Origin of the sequence: Clostridium carboxidivorans P7, assembly GCF_001038625.1 — a bacterium.
Taxonomy (GTDB): domain Bacteria; phylum Bacillota; class Clostridia; order Clostridiales; family Clostridiaceae; genus Clostridium_AM; species Clostridium_AM carboxidivorans.
This window is the reverse complement of record NZ_CP011803.1, coordinates 297,746-314,676: the sequence shown is the minus strand read 5'-3', so window position 1 is coordinate 314,676 and position 16,931 is coordinate 297,746. Positions and strand designations below refer to the sequence as shown.

Genomic DNA, 16,931 nt, shown 5'->3' with positions numbered 1-16,931 from the left:
CTTCAAACAAAAGATACTGGTCTTACTCATGATATATATCCGAAAATTCTATTTTAGCTTTGTCTATAAATCTAGAAAAACTTTTAGATTTAATATTTTGATCCAATTCTTCATTTTCTTTTACCGTTACTGCTGGTAATTCAACAATAAACTCACTTCCATAACCTAAAGTACTTTTGACATATATTCTTCCCTTTTGCATTTCAACTAATGATTTTACTAAAGCTAACCCTATTCCACTGCCTTCTAGTTTTTTTGATAAAGATGTATCCACCTGTGTAAATCTATCAAAAATGCTATCTAGCTTATCTTCTGGAATGCCTATGCCTGTATCCTTAACTGAAATCTTAACCTTATCTTGTAAATCATAAATATTTACAAATATACTTCCACCTTCTTCTGTAAATTTAATTGCATTGGAAAGTAAATTAAGCATGATTCTTTCAATTTTATCTCCATCAAAAGCCATATACTTTTCTTCAACCTCTGTATCAAAAATTAATTCTATTCCTTGTGATTGAACATGGCTTGCAGCAGATAAAGTAATTTCTTCTATTGTACTTATTATGTTTCCATTAGCAAGTTTTAAGGATAAATATCCTCCCTCTATTTTTGTAGTATCAATTAAATTATTTATTAATCTTAAAAGTCTTAAAGTGTTCTGACTCATAATATTGAGGTATTTGTCCATATCATATCCTGCAGCTAACTTATTTGCATTTATAGATTGAATTAACTGTATAGTGCTCCATATAACATTTAATGGAGTTCTTAGTTCATGGGACATATTTGTAAAAAATTCTGTTTTTAGCTTATCATTTTTTATTACTTGAGAAAGCATTTTTTTATTTTCTTCAAAGCCCTCATTTAACTCTTCAACCTGTTTTGTAGTACTTTCCACTTTACCTTGAAGGCTAGTTACTTCTCCTGCCAAGTGTTTCAAATCTATAAGAGTTTTTACCCTAGCTAATAGTTCAGATTTTTCAAAAGGCTTTCTTAGATAATCATTAGCTCCATTTTTAAAAGATAGTACTAAGCTTTCTGTACGATTATCCCAGGTTGCAATTAAAATAGGCAAATCAAGTAAAGAATATTTTTCTCTTAATATACTGCATACTTCCCACCCTATCATATCTGGCAGCATCATATCTAAAATCACCATATCTATATTTTTATCACTATAAGCTATATTCAATGCTTCTTTGCCGCTTGCAGCAGTAATAACCGTATATTTTTCCTCTGATAAAAAATTTTTCATTACTTTTATATTTACAGATTCATCATCTACAATTAGAATTTTGCCATTACTTTTGCATTGTTCTAATTTTTTATTACAATTTTCGCTGCAATCATAATTTTCTAATTCACCTATGGAATTATCTTTTTCAATATTCATAGATAATTTAGGTAGATTAAAAGTGAATTCAGACCCTTCTCCCAATGTAGATTTTACTTCTAATTCACCACCATGAAGCTGAACTAATTTTTTAGTTACATATAATCCCAATCCAGAACCATGATACTGTTTATTTATACCCTCAACTTGATTATAAGGCTGAAAAATTTTATAAATATCACTTTCATCTATCCCTATCCCCGTATCCTCAATGGTAATAAAAATATAATCACCTTTTTCAGCAGCAGAAATTTCTATTTGTCCTTCATTTGTAAACTTTACTGCATTTCCTATTAGATTGTATAAAATTTGTTGAATTCTATTTTCATCTCCATAAACATAAGGAACACTTTCTTCAACTTTATTCAATATTTCAACTGATTTATTGCTCATAAATGATTTAAAAGATTTTGTCACCATATTTATAAGTTGTCTTATATCTACAGGCTTCATTATTAAGTTTATATCATTACTTTTTATTTTTGAAAAATCCAATATATCATTTACTAGATTAGATAATCTCCTAGCACTATTTTTAATTAAAATTAATGTTTCTCTTTCATCATTACCCAATTGATTTGAATTACAATCTATAAGACTTTTTGAAAGCCCAACAATTCCATCTAATGGTGCCTTCAATTCATGAGATGTAGCGGCGAAAAAATCATCCTTCATCTTGTCAACTGACTTAAGCCTCTCCGTCATTTCTTCTATCTTTGAAAAAGCCATTGAAAATTTATCGGATGCTACATATGACTGAGCAAAAATAAAAATAAGAATTCCTATTGGAGCGTAAGACCCTGTATCAATTACCGAATATTCATATAAAATATCATTTATTCTTGTTCCTAAAAAAATAATCATAGCAACAATAACAATTGCATTATTAGATTTTTTTATAATATGCATATAAAGCATTTTGCTTATAATATATAGAATCATAAAATCTGATATTATTTCAACAGGTAATATTAAGTTAATATAATATACTGGAGGTAATATTAATATAATGAAAAAGTAAGCTATACCTAAAATCTTTGAAAATTTAACTACCTTTTCATTTATAAGTTCAGTATAAAAATTACTCATAAACAATATAAGTACTGGTATATATAAAAAGAAAGTCCATAAGAGTAATTTTACATTGATAACATAGCTCATATTAGAAAATACCCAGTAAATTAGTCTTTCCCCTACCAATAAAGTTCTTAAACAAATTAAAACACAAACCACAGCAAAATATAAAGGAGCTTTGTCTTTTTTTCTTCTTATAAATAAAATAAAGTTATATACAGCAGCTGCCAAAGTAATTCCAAATAAAAATAAATCAAACCCTACTTTTTTAGCTCTCTCTTCACTAATCTGAGATTCACTGCCAAGTAATATACTATCAATTTCCGGCACACCATATTGAAAATTACTACTTTGGAGTACTATTTCAAACTCATTTGTATTGTTGTAAAACGAACCTAGTCTTGTGGCAAGTTTTCCATCAGTTTCACTTTTAGTCTTTCCTACTTCTCCACACTGTACAACTATCCTATCATTTACCCAAAGCTTATGAGCTGCTTGAATGAATTGAGTTTTAATAGCATATAAATCCTCTGAATCATTAACAATTACTTTTAATCTATAGGTTGCATATCCTTGAGAATTTAGTTTTTCATTTCCAAATTTATAATTTTTAAAGCTTCCTGGAATATTAATTAGTCCTGTTTTTTTGACTTTCTGTTCAACTTTAAAATCCTCAGGTGTCAACAACTGTTTGTAATAAAATTCCCACTGTCCATCCAGTTTAACTATTCCTTGCTTTTTAAAATTCCAGTCCCTTAAATCTAATACACCAGATTTAGCTACAGGCCTTTTATTTAATTCTTCTCTATTTTTGTTAATAAAAGCTCCTAAAAGAGCTAAACTTACAATCAATAACATAATCAAAAAAGTTACCCTATGAATAACTAATTTAAAATTTTTCATAAAATTCTCCCTTTGTAATAAACTTAATTTACATTAAAGATACAAATAAGTTTAATGCTATATAAATATATTAACAAAATTTTAGTTATTTTTCCACATTTCTCTGGCATTTTAACTCGAATTTTGAAGTTTATTTATTCATTGGTAAAAAATTTGAAAATATAGATAGAATATTGTTAATAATAAAAGAAGAGGCTCTCACCTCTCCTAACTTAAAAATAGTTTTTCATTTATAATTCTATCCAATTTTGAACTATGTAAAATTTACAAAGATTATTTTCCACTTAACAATTTATCTAAATACACTGATTTCATTTGTTTACTTGCCATAGCTTTCTTTACAGGCGGAAGTTTTAAAATAGCTGATAAAACTGCTGCCATAGCCCTATGGCTTAAAAGAGCTTTATTATCAAAAATAAGCTCTTGAAGTTTACCTTTTTCAATAGCTTGAAGTACAATTCTATGAGTTGTATTAGCTGGAGTTATTATCTGTTTTTCCCTATGTTTAAGATATATACTCTTTTTAGGACAATTTCTAACACAAATACCACATCCAAGGCATATGTTTTCATCGGTTCTAGCTTTTTTCGTTACAGGGTCAATTTTTATAGCATCTATAGGACATGCCTTTGCACATTTACCACATCCAATACAACTTTCCTCTATAAATTGTGGAAGAAATGCAGTAGTTTGAATAGGAGTCAAATATCCAAATTTCTTAATTGCCAGCATACCTTCACAGCAACAGCCACAACAATTACAAAGAAATACTGATCCATTTCTAACATTTTCACCACATTGAACTAGATTATATTCATATGCCATATTTAATATTTCCAAAGCCTCAACTGAATCTATAGCTCTACCATATCCATTTTTACTTAGAGTGTATGCACTATTTCCAAATGTTAAGCAAGTTTCCATAGGTGCATAACACTGTTTTCCTAAATGCTTCATCTTATGTCTGCAAAAACACATACTTACAGTAATAAATCTAGCTTCTTTAATCACATTACTGGCTCTATCATAATCCATTATCTCTAGTTCATTTTCTCTTGAAAGAACTCCTTCCTGCACAAAAACCTTTCCGAACCTTGTTTCTGTCCCTAAAAATAGATCCTTGATAAAGTCTTCTTCTACATTTAAATACTGAAAGTACAACTCTGATAATGTTTTTTGATCGATATCATCTCTAGTTCTCATAAGGGAGAATTCAAAAAATCCAATCATAGGTGGTGGAAGACAATATTCCTTTTTTTCATCATAGTCAATATCCATAAGAATAGCCTTTGAAGCAAGCTTTTGAAGAATATTTTCAGCACTAACCTCATCCATTTTCCAAATTTCGCTTGCAGTTTTAACATTAAAAGGCTTTATAGGCAGCATTGCTACCAGTTCTGCCTCCTTTTCTGTAAAAAGCATGCTCAATATTTTATACAATGTTTTTGAAGGCGGCGCACCTTGTGGAAATCTATTAATTCTTTCTTCCAATCTCTTATAAGCTTCTTTATTTGAAATGTGAGACATATCTTCACAACCTTTTTTAACACATATTCTACTATACAAATAAATTAGTTTGAATTTATTATTTCCAAAAGCTCCTTTTTATTTCTAGGCACACTTTCTTGAAATTTTATTTTTCCACTACTTATCAAATTTTGAAAAATTTCAAGAATTAAAGGCTTTTGAAGATAACATTCACTTATAAGCTTATCATCTGAAAATATTTCATAAGGAGTACCTTCTTTAACTACTTCCCCATCTCTCATAACAAAAATATAATCTGACCAAGAATAAGCTAGCTCTACATCATGTGTTGATAGTATTACTGTAATTCCCTTTTCATTGATGCTATCAAATATATCAACAATTTGTCTAGAATGTTTTGGATCAAGACTGGAAGTAGGCTCATCAAATACTATTACTTCCGGATTCATAACAAGTATATCTGCAATTGATACCCTTTTCTTTTGACCATAACTTAAAAAATGAACAGCTTTTTCTCTATAATCATACATACCTATACTTTGTAAAGCTCCATCAACTCTTTTCCTGACTTCAGTTTCTTGAAGCTTCAAATTCATAGCTCCAAAGGAAACTTCTTGATATACGCTAGCTGAAAAAAGTTGGTTTTCTGGATCTTGAAATACTATTCCTACATTTTTTCTCAATTGCAATAAGGATTTTGAATTATACTTTACTACATCACCTTTATATACCAAATCACCACTATTTGGCTTTAAAACTCCATTAAAATTTAAAAATAATGTGGACTTTCCCGAACCATTAACACCTATAAAAGATATTTTTTTGCCTTTTTCTATTTTAATATTTACATTTTTTAAAGCTTTAGTACCATCTGGATAATTAAAGCTTAAATCTTTCGTTTCAATTATGTATTCGCTCATTAAATGATTCCCCCAAAAATATTCTTGCTCAAACTTATAGTTACTAATATTACTTCTACAATTATTATAATAAATATATTCCTGTATGAAATTTTAAAATTATCCTCTATTAAATTTATTTCACCATCGTAACACCTAGATTCCATAGCAGTATAAATGTCTTGTGATCTTTTGTATGAACTTATAAAAAGTGAAGTAACTAATTTTCCTAAAGAATTATAACCTGTACTTATTTTTGAGTACCCAAGTCTTGAATTCTGAGATATGAAAATCATGTTAGCCGTATCAAGTAATACAAAAATAAATCTATACACAAGACCCATTAGTTCTACAAATAGCTTAGGTGCCTTAAATTTCCTAAGCACTGTTAAAATTTCAAATACAGGAGTTGTTAGTGCTAAAAAATATAAGCATGAAACTGATGCAAGTGCTTTAAAAAATATTTTTGAAGCCATAAGAAAGCTTGTTTTTGTACATCCAAGTTTAATATTAAAAATGTGAAAGCTAAATAATATTTCTTTACTATCTCCAACAGTATTTATTGCTATTGTAACGATTCCAATAACCAGAAACACTAAAGGAATTAAAATTAATTCCCCATAAGATTTAGCTGGTATCTTACCTTTAAAAATAGTTATAGCCGCCATAAATAATACTACTAATACTGAATATACTATATTATTTAAAGATATACACAATATCATAGTTAAAATAGAAAACATAAATTTTTCCATAGGATTAACTTTTCTAAGCTCTGATACATATGCCAATTTATCTATAGAAATCATTATTTTTCACTTCCGTCTTTTTTAGATTTTCCCTTCATATATCCAAAATAATAACATACAACTCCTGAGCCAACAGCCGCTTGAAGTGCAAATAAAAGGCTCTCTATTTCACTACTTGGTGGCTGCCAAACTGGTGAAGCCCATTGTTTGTAATTAGGTTTAATTTGCGTAATTGCCTTTTCCGCCTGATCATCTGAACCACCAAATTCAGCATGCTTTAAGAACAACATAGGAACTACAGTAATGGCTACTACAAGGAAAGCTAATATTAAATTTTTTTTCAATAAATTATTGTTTTTAGTTTGTACATGCATACCCTTAAGCCTCCTTTGGTATAACATTTAATTCTATAAGTTCTTGCTTGTTGTAATTACTTAAAAGATTAAAAACTATAACTGTTAATATCCCTTCACTTATTGCTAATGGAATTTGCGTTACAGCAAATATACCCATAAACTTTATTACAGATGTTGCAATTCCACCTGTAGCATCTGGAAATGCTAAGGCTAACTCAAAAGATGCAGTAACGTATGTCATTAAATCCCCCAGCATTGCTGCAGAAAATACTGATATAGATTGTGATACTTTTAATTTTTTTAGTAATTTATATGTAAAATATGACACAAAAGGCCCTACAACTGCCATAGAAAATGTATTGGCACCTAAAGTTGTTAACCCTCCATGTGCAAGAAGTAATGCTTGAAAAATAAGAACTATAACACCTAAAACACTCATAACCGTAGGTCCAAAAAGTATAGCTCCAAGTCCTACTCCTGTTGGATGTGAACAACTTCCTGTTACTGATGGTATTTTTAAAGCAGAAAGAACAAAAGCAAAAGCCCCAGCCATAGCTATTAACATTTTTGTTTTAGGATTCAACCTTATTTTTTCCTTTATAGAAAATAATCCAACCACAATAAAAGGTATACATACAATTCCCCATGTAATGCACCATTTTGGTGGAAGAAATCCTTCCATAATGTGCATTGCAAACACATTTTTAGGAATACATAGTATTGTAATAAAAATTCCTAAAGAAATTTGATATTTTTTTGACATAACTACACCCCTTTTATTACATAAATAATCGTAGCATATAAAACGATATTGGTGCTCGTACTACTAAAAATTCTACTAATTGCCAAAACTATTCCAATAAAAATAAAAAGGAACTTCTTTTGGAAGTTCCTAATAATCAAATTTAAAAGCACACATACTGTTTATCCTAAACATAACTAATTTCTTTGTATGTTTTTAATTAGGTTATGTTAATTTAGATAAAATAACAGTTTTTATGCATCTTCTTTCCCTCCGAAAGATTGCAGTAAACAGCACTAGGCAGGTCTCCTGACTCACGGGTCTTCCTCCTTCTTCCTTCCCAGATAAATCCATAGGATCCAGTGGATATAGAATTTGTCGCCGTATACAGTAGCGGGGGCTGTAATGGATTTTCACCACTTTCCCTTTTAATTAACGTTATAAACCTAACACTTCACTATTTAATTTTACAATTAAAATTGTACATTATTTTTCAAATTATGTCAACATAATATTCTGAAATTACTATTTTTTAAAACAATTGCTTCAACACAAATAACAATTGTAATTCTACATGTATTTAGCTTAATTTTTCTTCATATATTCTAAAATATCAAAAAAATTATCGAAGTTATGATAAGGTAATTCTTTATTTTCATAGTGTTGTTTTAAAAAAGATTTAGCAAAAACTACATCTGCATCTTTAGATGCACATATATCTGAATGCCCATCTCCAATATAATAAACCTTATATCCTCTGTTTTTTAAATCATCTACTATTCTTTTTTTACAATTTCCACAAAATCCACATTCTTCAGATGTATTTAAAAAAGATAATTTCCAACCATTATCATATTTTGCACTGTTACATACAACTTTCAGGCCTTCAAAACCATTTGTTTTCAATATTTCATTTATATAAATATCATAGCCATCAGAAGCTACTATCATTTCATAGGAATTTTTCTTTATTTCCTCCACAAACTCTCTAAATCCTTTATTTATAGGGAATTTTCCAACAAAACTTTTTATGTATTCTTCATCATGTTTAATTAAATCCCACTGCATCTTACCACACTTGGCAGTTCCTATTTTTTTGCTTAACCACAAGTTCCCTATTTCTTCCCATCCTTCACTTGCCAATTGCTTTATTATAGAAAATCCTACATCTTGTACTGTTATAGTTCCATCAAAATCAACTACAAAAGCTTTTTTCAATTAAATTCCTCCTCATCTTACTACCATTTTAACTCAAATTAACATGTGAACCATTCCAATTAACTTAATTAAATCTATTAGAAATTTATTTAATCCCTATTATAATATAGTAAATATAAAAAGAAATAACAAGTCAATATACACATTAAGTTGTATACTTACAAGTTATCTCTTAATTACATATCTTATATTTTTTTAGGCACTCTACCTGAAAGAGCACTATAAGAATACATGAGTATTGATATTGCATAGGAATTTATGACAGTCAAAACTAATGTTTCTACTATTCTTGGAATCCACAAAACCATAAATCCCTTAGCTGCAACCGCTGGTGTAAAAATCAATATAAAATAGGTATTCATAGTAGACACTATAATTCCTGATATTCCCACAGCAATAACCAGTTTAAAGAAGTTGTTGTAAACATAACTGTAATTAATATCATTATGCTTATTTATTATATTATTTATTATAAGAAGAACAAATGCCACTGCTCCAATTAATATCAATCCAACTCCAAGATATTGAGCTTTTTTACCTAAACTCATAAATATTTTTCCTAAATAAGAATTGTGCATATTCATAATCACTAGAGTATTAAAAACTCCTACTATTGTCAATGCTGTAAAGAAAGCCACATAATATCTTTTTAACTTTTGTATTGAAATATTTTTTATTGCCTTCCAAATTACGGCTGGTAAAAAACCGGCTAAGATATTAGTTAAGGTAAATACAGGTATATACGCACCCATAGGCATTAAAATTGTGCCAATTATATCTACTACACCACCTGCTGCCGCACCATATATTGGCCCGAAAAGTAAACCTGGAAGTATATAAAAAATTGCACCGAAACTTATTCTCATAGTAAGAACACCACCAGCAGTAATCATTATAGAAAAGAATCTTAAAACTATAGATATACTGATACACAAAGCTGTCGTTACAAGAAATTTTGTATTCATTTTACTTTTCATTTTATTATCTCCTATACAAATATTAATAAAATGTATACGTTTTATTTCGTAAAATACAACACCTCTTTTCTCTTTAATGTACGTCACATTAAAGAGAAAAGAGGTATAAAAAATACAAACTCCCTTTAATGTAACAGTGGAAGCAATATTGCATCATAAGCCCAGCTGCTTTTCGTTTAGAGACAACCTCCCATTCTCTAACACTTAATGCACAATATTTACTCTGCTACTTCAATTATAATTATACAAAATTTGGATAAACCTGTCCATAGGTTTTGTGAAATTTTTCATTTTCTACTTCCAATATATACATATGATGGAATTTCTGTGAGCATTACACCTACTCCATAAAGTGCATTTGTAGTACTTGTTATCAACGTACTCATAACTAAGCATATTGCGACACAACTTTTTCAGAGGACAGTGAGAAAAAGGGTAAGCATTTCAACTCACCCCTTCTAAATCATACTAATACTTTCCGAATTCCTTATCACTTAATGCAATCTTAGCTTTTGTAACTACAGCTTCTTCATATGCATTATTTGTAGCAATTGATCTGCTATTCTTCTTTTCAGCCATTCTGTCAAGCATTTTTAATACCTCCGGATTTAATTCACCTAGGTCATTATAATATTTAATATTTTTCTTCAAGTTAAACTTAGTAACCATTTCTTTAAGAAGTATAGCTTGACTAGAAAGTTCTTCACTTGCTGCTGCAACTTCCTCGGAAGTAGCTGAATTACTTTGAACAACCTGTGATACCTGCATAATTCCCTGATTAATTTGTCCAATGCCTACAGCCTGTTCGTTTGAAGCAATAGCAATATTATTTACAAGATTGGCTACCTTTTCAACGCCATTTACTATTTCATTAAGAGCATCAGCAGTATCCCTTGCAATCTTTGTACCACCTTCAACCTTATTTATTGAGCCTTCAATCATATCTGTTGTTTCCCTGGCTGCATTTGCTGAACGTGCAGCCAGATTTCTTACTTCTTCTGCTACAACAGCAAATCCCTTACCCTGCTGACCGGCTCTTGCAGCCTCCACAGCGGCATTAAGTGCAAGGATATTAGTCTGGAATGCTATTTCGTCAATAACTTTAATAATCTTTGAAATATTACTAGAAGCATCATTTATATCTTCCATAGCTTTAAGCATTTCATTCATCTGAGCATTACCCTGCACAGCGTTTGCCTTTGCAGCTTCAGCCAATTCATTTGCTTGATTAGCATTTTCCGCATTTACTTTTGTTTGCGAAGATATTTCCTCAAGAGAAGCTGTCAGCTCCTCAACTGAACTTGCCTGTTCTGTTGCACCTTGTGAAAGAGCTACACTTGAATCCGATACCTGTCTTGAACCTGAAGCCACCTGTTCTGCAGCAGTGCTGATATTTGTTAAGACCCCATTGTTATTTTCAACCATTTCAGATAATTTTCTTCCAAGTAAATCATTTTCTGATTTAACTGAAACTTCAACAGTTAAATCACCTGCAGCTATCCTTTCAACAGCTAAAGCCTGCCCTTGGATGCTTGCTATCATTCTCTTAAAGGATTCTGCAAGACTGCCTAGTTCATCTTTTCTATCTAATTCAATATTTACATTTACATCACCAACTGCAAGTTTATCAGCAGCTTTAGCTATCATATTTACTGGTTTACTTATAATGCGGGATATGAAGATTCCAAGTCCAATGGCTATAATTACACCAACAAGTATTATAACAGTCATCATTACTACAGCTAAATTAGCTGTAGATTTATTTGTATCTGCACTTTGCTTTGCAAGATCTATTTTGTTTATTAGTAAGCTATCACTAGCCGTTTGCAAATTATTTGCTATACTAACCCCATCAGTATATAAGCTTGCGATTGCCTGATCCACTTGATTTGCATTTACAAGAGTTATTTCCCTATCCCTATAAGCTTTAAAGTCATCTAATGCTTTCTTTAAATTGTTAAAGTTTTCAAGAACCTTTGGATCTTTTATTCCTGCTTGAAAAACCTCTAAACTAGCAGCCATTTTCCTGTCTATGTCACTAAACTTACTAATAAATTTTTGTCTTTGCAAATTATCTTTAGCTAAAATTACATCCCTTAAACTCACACGTTCCATCTGATAATATTCTAATATCATTGCCATATCATCCATAGTTGCCGTATGCCTGTTATACATATCCGCATCAAGTATCTGTATTTTTTTTATATTTACAACACCAACTACTCCAACCATACCTGCAATAATTGCAACAAGTATGAAACCTGTCAAAAGCTTTGTAGCAACCTTTAAATTGTAAAACCATTTCATTTATTTATTTCCTCCCTATGTTTATAATTAGTACTTGTGATTTATAATGATTTTCCTAAATCTTGAAGTTCATCTTCTGTAAATAGCTTTTCACAATCAAGCAGTAGTTTTACATCATTTCCAACTTTACCAATTCCCTTTATGTATCTACTATTAAAACCATTGTTTATTTGTGGCGGCTTAACAATATTTTCATCAAAAATTGCAATTACCTCCGACACACTGTCTACTATAAGTCCTATAGATATGTTATTAATATTTATGATAATTACACAGGTTCTATCGTTATACTCTCTCGGTTCTTTTTTAAAGCGAATTCTTACATCCATGATAGGAATTATCTTACCCCGTAGATTGATTATGCCTTTAACATATTGAGGCAGTTGAGGAATCTCCGTTATTGGTTGAATTCCTATAATTTCTGTAACATACTTGATTTCTATTCCATAAGATTCCTTATCAAGCAAAAACATTAAAAATCTACCTTTTTGAGTATCTTCCTCAATTTCTAATCTTTCTTCAATTAGATCTGTCATATTATCATCTCACTTTCTTACAAATAATCTCCATTCGATTCTTATTCAAAAAAATTTTTAAAATCAATTGTTTAATATTATTCACTAGGCCGAATATTCTGACATTATTCATTTCACAACCTTTCTTAAAATAAATTCTTTAATATAAGATAAAAAAGGAAACACTGCCATCAGTTTTTTTGTCAATGATACCTTAAATTTGTATTTATATAATTATACCTTCATTGTTCTAATTTTGTCAAATAAAGACGAAATATGTTAAAATATGTTGGTTAATTTTTCTATACATATAAAAATAGCGCAAACCTTGAAGATTCTTCGAATCTTCAAAGCTGCGCTCAATAGTTTCTTTTCTCCTTTTATATAAACACCATATTTACCATATAATTCCAAAAATAAATTTAATTTATCCCATTGCTACCACTGCTAATATATCTATTGCTTGATACTGCTATTCAAAATACTTCATGCTTGTTTTTTTAAGTTCTTCAGTACTATATAAAATTTTATAGTCAGAAATTTTTATAGTATCAGAAATTTTTTTTATAATATCTTCACACTGTTTTTTATTTTGTCCATGAACCATAGTAAAAATATTATATGGCCATTTGTTGCTAGTAGCTCTTTCGTAACAATGAGTTACTTCTTTAAGTGAAGCCATAGTTTTTCCAACTTTCTGGATATCATCTTCTGGAACCATCCACACTACCATTGCGTTAGCCTCAAATCCTGCTTCCCTATGATTCAAAATTCCACCTATTCTGCGAAGTATGCCCTTACTTTGAAAATCCTCTATCTTATTTAATAATTCTTCTTCTGTAATGCCTATTTCTTCAGCCATTGCCTTATAAGGCCTAGGTGTTAACGGAATATCTTCTTGAAGTTTTCTAATTATAGATTTATCTAGAGCACTTAGCATTATTCCTACCTCCACTCTTAATTACATAAGCTTTACCAGCTAGTACCTGCTTCCTTTACTTCTTCTATGAGTGAATTGCATTTATCTACATCACTTTGATTTTCAAACATTATCTTATTATTAATTAACTTGTAACTTCCTTGTTTAGATTCCATAAATTCAAGATATTTATCCATCTTTTCTCTTAACACTTTCTTTTTATTAAGATCTTTAATGGCATTATCATACTTTTCTTTTCTCCAAAAATTAAATTCATTTATTAGATTCTTTTCAAATATAGTACCTTGTCCTTTATACCCAGACATTTTTTTATCGGAATTTGCCTTATTGCTATTTAAATCAGCTTCATATTTAACAAACAGCTTATTTAATTCACTTAAACTAGTTCTAAATTCTTTAATTTTATCTTCACTTCTTAAAACATCATTAGAAGTTATTTGGTTCTTTGAAGTTTTTTGCTTAAATTCACTTTTAAAATTTTTATTAATAGAATAAGTTTTATCAGCATCTTCCTTTATAATTGCAATTAAAGAATTTAACTTTCCATAATCACTCTTTTCTTTACTTTTAAATAGTGCATTATCATCTCTAGTATTTTCACATACTGCCATAACATACTTTTCAGCTGCTAATTCCTTTGAATTTTCCTTTACAGCATTTGTAAAATTACATAATGAAATAAAGAAAAGTACAGAAGAAAAAAGAAGCAATGAAGATTTTTTCTTTCCTTTAAAAGTTATTTTTTTTCTTATCAAACATACTATTAGAGTTATTAAATAAACTGCAGCAACATTAATAAGAAACATCTCAATATTTTCATTATATCCTTCTTTACGTTGTGTAACTGTCGGATACAGCATTAAAGTTCCCATTAAAATTAAAGCACTTGATAAAATTTTAGAAATAATCTTTTTTCTCTTTTCTTTTTTAATGTCTGTATTTTTTTGTTCATTAGTATTTTGTTCCAAACCTTTTCCCCCTTAACTTTTCATTAATAAAAAAATCAGTAATTAACTTATATTTTCTGATTTTTAAAATTAACTTGTTAAATTTATCCTAACTGTAAAGTATCGTATTTTTTATTAAAAAATGAATAGAATTTACAATCAGTTAACGGATAAGAGGGTAAAATTAAAAATTGTAATTGTAAATATGCCATTATGAATATATTCACTAAGTTTTTTGAATTCTTCCACATCTAATTATTATATACATTTAAAAATAATTTTTTTAGTTCCTTAGCCAATATGCTATCTTTATTTCCTGATAAAATATTTATCATAGGAAAAATATCTTCATTCAAATTTTCTTTTTGTCCATTTCCATTTAAATAGTAATCACAAACTGTAGAAATAAGTCTATCCTCACAACTAATCACTCCTAAATAAAAATTGTTACGATAAAATATAGAGTCATTTTTGGAAATTCTTTGATAAGCTCTAACAGCGACATCAAAGGCTACTAGAAATTCATTATAAGTACATTTACTATATAATTTATCTAATAGTTTTTCACATTTACTAAATTCTCGTTTATCTAACATAGAATTTACCTCCTAAAACTTAATATTCGATTTGATTTTAATTATAGTACCTTTTATGTAATTTTTAAAAACACCTTAGCTCTTAAATGGATTATATTCTCTGTTAAACCTAATTTAATCTTTATTTTATAGACTTTTTCTAGTTCTTATACTAAACCGCTTAAATATAAATTTTTCTTAATGAAATAGTTACTAAATAATTATTTTAATAATCACCCTCATTTAGATTAATTATCTAATTTTTAATTCTAACCACTACAAAAATTTGCTACAACAAAAAATTGGGAAAGTATCACAATATTTTTATTTAAATTGTGATACTTTCCCAATTAATCATAAATTACTTTTCAATTCAAATGAAATTTAATTATTTCATTATTAACTAAACAAAATGTAAAATGCTTTGCATGAATATTAAAAAGAAACAAGTTCCAGCTTTAAGTAAAGTAATAACAAAAATATCTTTATAAGATTGTTTATGAGTTAAACCTGCAATACCTAAAAGTGTAATAACTGCTCCATTATGAGGTAATGTATCCATACCACCAGAAGCCATGGCAGCTACACGGTGTAGTAGTTCAGGACTTATTCCAGAAGTCTTAGCCCACTCTAAATAATGTTTACCAAACATATCTAATACAATACTCATACCACCTGATGCAGAACCAGTTGTTCCTGCCAAAACATTTACACTAACTGCTTCAGATAAAAGCGGGCTACCATGAGGATTAATATTTATTAAAGCATGTGCTATAGATTTAAATCCTGGAAGTGTTTTTATAACGTTTCCAAAGCCAACCTCCGAAGAAGTATTCATAACAGCTAATAAAGAACCTATTGCACCTGCATTAATAGCCTTGGCTACATTTCCTTTTATACGTATTGGGTTAATTACAAAAGCAAGGATAGTACCAAAAATAAGTGCAATTATAAGCGCCCAGTTATTCATTGTACCTACAACTCCATCTTTTGCCATACTATAAGGTTTTTGTGTTACCCAAGAAGTGATATCCCAATGTGGGAAAATAACTTTTTGTAAAATTAAAGTTACAACAAGTACTGAAATTAATGGTAGTGCTGATAAAAATGGATTGGGCAAGCTAGTTTCTTCAAGAAGTACAGGTTCATTAGTATGACCTTCACCATATCCTTCTCCCGCTGCTTGAGCTTTACGTTTACGGAATTCCAAATAAAATATGCCAACAGCTAAAATGATAATAGTACCTAAAGTTCCAAAGACTGGAGCAGCATAAAGATCTGTGTTAAAGAATTTCATTGGTATTGAGTTTTGAATTTGAGGTGTCCCTGGAAGAGCATCCATAGTAAATGAGAAGGCTCCCAAAGCAATAGTTGCTGGAACAAGTCTCTTTGGGATGTCCGCTTCTTTAAAAATAGAAGCTGCAAATGGATATACCGCAAAGGCAACAACGAAAAGACTTACACCTCCATAGGTTAGGATTGCTGCTGATAGTACAACTGATAATATAGCATTTCTTTTTCCTAACTTTTCAACAATTGCCTTAGCAATAGATTTTGCTGCACCAGATTCCTCCATTGCTTTACCAAATACAGCTCCCAATAAGAAAAATGGGAAATACACCTTTGCATAACTAGCCAAATTTGGCAAGAATATTTCTGTATATGTCGGCAATAGTGCCATTCCAGAAAATAAAGCAGCTAATAATGCAAAAATAGGAGCAAAGAATATAACGGAAAACCCTTTATATGCCATAAACATTAATAATCCTAAGCTTATAAAAATTCCTAAAACTGCCATAAATAAAAAACCTCCATTAATTTATTATTTTTACTTATTGATAAATT

At 29.5% G+C, this 16,931-nt stretch carries 14 protein-coding genes and 2 riboswitches; all 14 genes read right to left on the bottom strand.

The window, feature by feature from the left end; all coding sequences use genetic code 11:
- Positions 1 to 22: 22 nt before the first annotated feature.
- Positions 23 to 3,373 carry an ATP-binding protein gene (locus Ccar_RS01510; RefSeq protein WP_007062105.1) on the bottom strand — a complete coding sequence of 1,117 codons (3,351 nt, stop codon included), beginning with the start codon at positions 3,371 to 3,373 and terminating at the stop codon, positions 23 to 25.
- Between the two features lie 273 nt (positions 3,374 to 3,646).
- Positions 3,647 to 4,900 carry a 4Fe-4S dicluster domain-containing protein gene (locus tag Ccar_RS01505; RefSeq protein ID WP_007062106.1) on the bottom strand — a complete coding sequence of 418 codons (1,254 nt, stop codon included), beginning with the start codon at positions 4,898 to 4,900 and terminating at the stop codon, positions 3,647 to 3,649.
- Between the two features lie 44 nt (positions 4,901 to 4,944).
- Complete coding sequence (locus Ccar_RS01500; RefSeq protein WP_007064477.1) at positions 4,945 to 5,781, bottom strand: energy-coupling factor ABC transporter ATP-binding protein; 837 nt, start codon at positions 5,779 to 5,781, stop codon at positions 4,945 to 4,947.
- Positions 5,781 to 6,569 carry a cobalt ECF transporter T component CbiQ gene (gene cbiQ, locus Ccar_RS01495; RefSeq protein WP_007062109.1) on the bottom strand — a complete coding sequence of 263 codons (789 nt, stop codon included), beginning with the start codon at positions 6,567 to 6,569 and terminating at the stop codon, positions 5,781 to 5,783. The genes Ccar_RS01500 and cbiQ overlap by 1 nt, the downstream gene beginning before the upstream one ends.
- A complete protein-coding gene (locus Ccar_RS01490; RefSeq protein WP_007062110.1) occupies positions 6,569 to 6,883 on the bottom strand; it encodes an energy-coupling factor ABC transporter substrate-binding protein in 315 nt (104 codons plus the stop codon). The genes cbiQ and Ccar_RS01490 overlap by 1 nt, the downstream gene beginning before the upstream one ends.
- A 4-nt stretch (positions 6,884 to 6,887) precedes the next feature.
- On the bottom strand, positions 6,888 to 7,628 hold the full coding sequence (locus Ccar_RS01485; RefSeq protein ID WP_007062111.1) for an energy-coupling factor ABC transporter permease: 741 nt from the start codon (positions 7,626 to 7,628) through the stop codon (positions 6,888 to 6,890).
- A gap of 261 nt (positions 7,629 to 7,889) precedes the next feature.
- A riboswitch (cobalamin riboswitch) is annotated at positions 7,890 to 8,072 on the bottom strand.
- 120 nt (positions 8,073 to 8,192) lie between these two features.
- A complete protein-coding gene (locus tag Ccar_RS01480) occupies positions 8,193 to 8,825 on the bottom strand; it encodes an MtnX-like HAD-IB family phosphatase (protein WP_007062112.1) in 633 nt (210 codons plus the stop codon).
- Between the two features lie 185 nt (positions 8,826 to 9,010).
- Entirely contained in the window at positions 9,011 to 9,802 is a 792-nt protein-coding gene (locus tag Ccar_RS01475) for a folate family ECF transporter S component (RefSeq protein ID WP_007062113.1), read from the bottom strand.
- A gap of 132 nt (positions 9,803 to 9,934) precedes the next feature.
- Positions 9,935 to 10,030, bottom strand: a riboswitch (THF riboswitch).
- Between the two features lie 240 nt (positions 10,031 to 10,270).
- Complete coding sequence (locus Ccar_RS01470; protein WP_007062114.1) at positions 10,271 to 12,109, bottom strand: methyl-accepting chemotaxis protein; 1,839 nt, start codon at positions 12,107 to 12,109, stop codon at positions 10,271 to 10,273.
- A 41-nt stretch (positions 12,110 to 12,150) separates the two neighbouring features.
- Complete coding sequence (locus Ccar_RS01465) at positions 12,151 to 12,645, bottom strand: chemotaxis protein CheW (RefSeq protein WP_007064478.1); 495 nt, start codon at positions 12,643 to 12,645, stop codon at positions 12,151 to 12,153.
- Between the two features lie 451 nt (positions 12,646 to 13,096).
- The gene (gene ahbB, locus Ccar_RS01460; protein ID WP_007064018.1) at positions 13,097 to 13,564 is read right to left on the bottom strand and encodes a siroheme decarboxylase subunit beta; all 468 of its coding nucleotides are present in this window, start codon (positions 13,562 to 13,564) and stop codon (positions 13,097 to 13,099) included.
- A gap of 32 nt (positions 13,565 to 13,596) precedes the next feature.
- Positions 13,597 to 14,532, bottom strand: coding sequence for a hypothetical protein (locus Ccar_RS01455; protein ID WP_007064019.1), 936 nt, complete (start codon positions 14,530 to 14,532; stop codon positions 13,597 to 13,599).
- Between the two features lie 230 nt (positions 14,533 to 14,762).
- Positions 14,763 to 15,107: a hypothetical protein gene (locus Ccar_RS01450; RefSeq protein WP_007064020.1), complete on the bottom strand. Its 345-nt coding sequence runs from the start codon at positions 15,105 to 15,107 to the stop codon at positions 14,763 to 14,765.
- A 382-nt stretch (positions 15,108 to 15,489) separates the two neighbouring features.
- Positions 15,490 to 16,884: a GntP family permease gene (locus tag Ccar_RS01445; RefSeq protein ID WP_007064021.1), complete on the bottom strand. Its 1,395-nt coding sequence runs from the start codon at positions 16,882 to 16,884 to the stop codon at positions 15,490 to 15,492.
- Between the last annotated feature and the right edge of the window lie 47 nt (positions 16,885 to 16,931).

Bases quoted from the DNA above. Each gene is read 5' to 3' on its own strand.
- Ccar_RS01450 (WP_007064020.1), bottom strand. From the start codon at position 15,107: ATGTTAGATAAACGAGAATTTAGTAAATGTGAAAAACTATTAGATAAA.
- Ccar_RS01470 (WP_007062114.1), bottom strand. From the start codon at position 12,109: ATGAAATGGTTTTACAATTTAAAGGTTGCTACAAAGCTTTTGACAGGT.
- Ccar_RS01510 (WP_007062105.1), bottom strand. From the start codon at position 3,373: ATGAAAAATTTTAAATTAGTTATTCATAGGGTAACTTTTTTGATTATG.
- Ccar_RS01465 (WP_007064478.1), bottom strand. From the start codon at position 12,645: ATGACAGATCTAATTGAAGAAAGATTAGAAATTGAGGAAGATACTCAA.
- cbiQ (WP_007062109.1), bottom strand. From the start codon at position 6,569: ATGATTTCTATAGATAAATTGGCATATGTATCAGAGCTTAGAAAAGTT.
- Ccar_RS01500 (WP_007064477.1), bottom strand. From the start codon at position 5,781: ATGAGCGAATACATAATTGAAACGAAAGATTTAAGCTTTAATTATCCA.
- Ccar_RS01505 (WP_007062106.1), bottom strand. From the start codon at position 4,900: ATGTCTCACATTTCAAATAAAGAAGCTTATAAGAGATTGGAAGAAAGA.
- Ccar_RS01490 (WP_007062110.1), bottom strand. From the start codon at position 6,883: ATGCATGTACAAACTAAAAACAATAATTTATTGAAAAAAAATTTAATA.
- Ccar_RS01475 (WP_007062113.1), bottom strand. From the start codon at position 9,802: ATGAAAAGTAAAATGAATACAAAATTTCTTGTAACGACAGCTTTGTGT.
- Ccar_RS01445 (WP_007064021.1), bottom strand. From the start codon at position 16,884: ATGGCAGTTTTAGGAATTTTTATAAGCTTAGGATTATTAATGTTTATG.
- ahbB (WP_007064018.1), bottom strand. From the start codon at position 13,564: ATGCTAAGTGCTCTAGATAAATCTATAATTAGAAAACTTCAAGAAGAT.
- Ccar_RS01485 (WP_007062111.1), bottom strand. From the start codon at position 7,628: ATGTCAAAAAAATATCAAATTTCTTTAGGAATTTTTATTACAATACTA.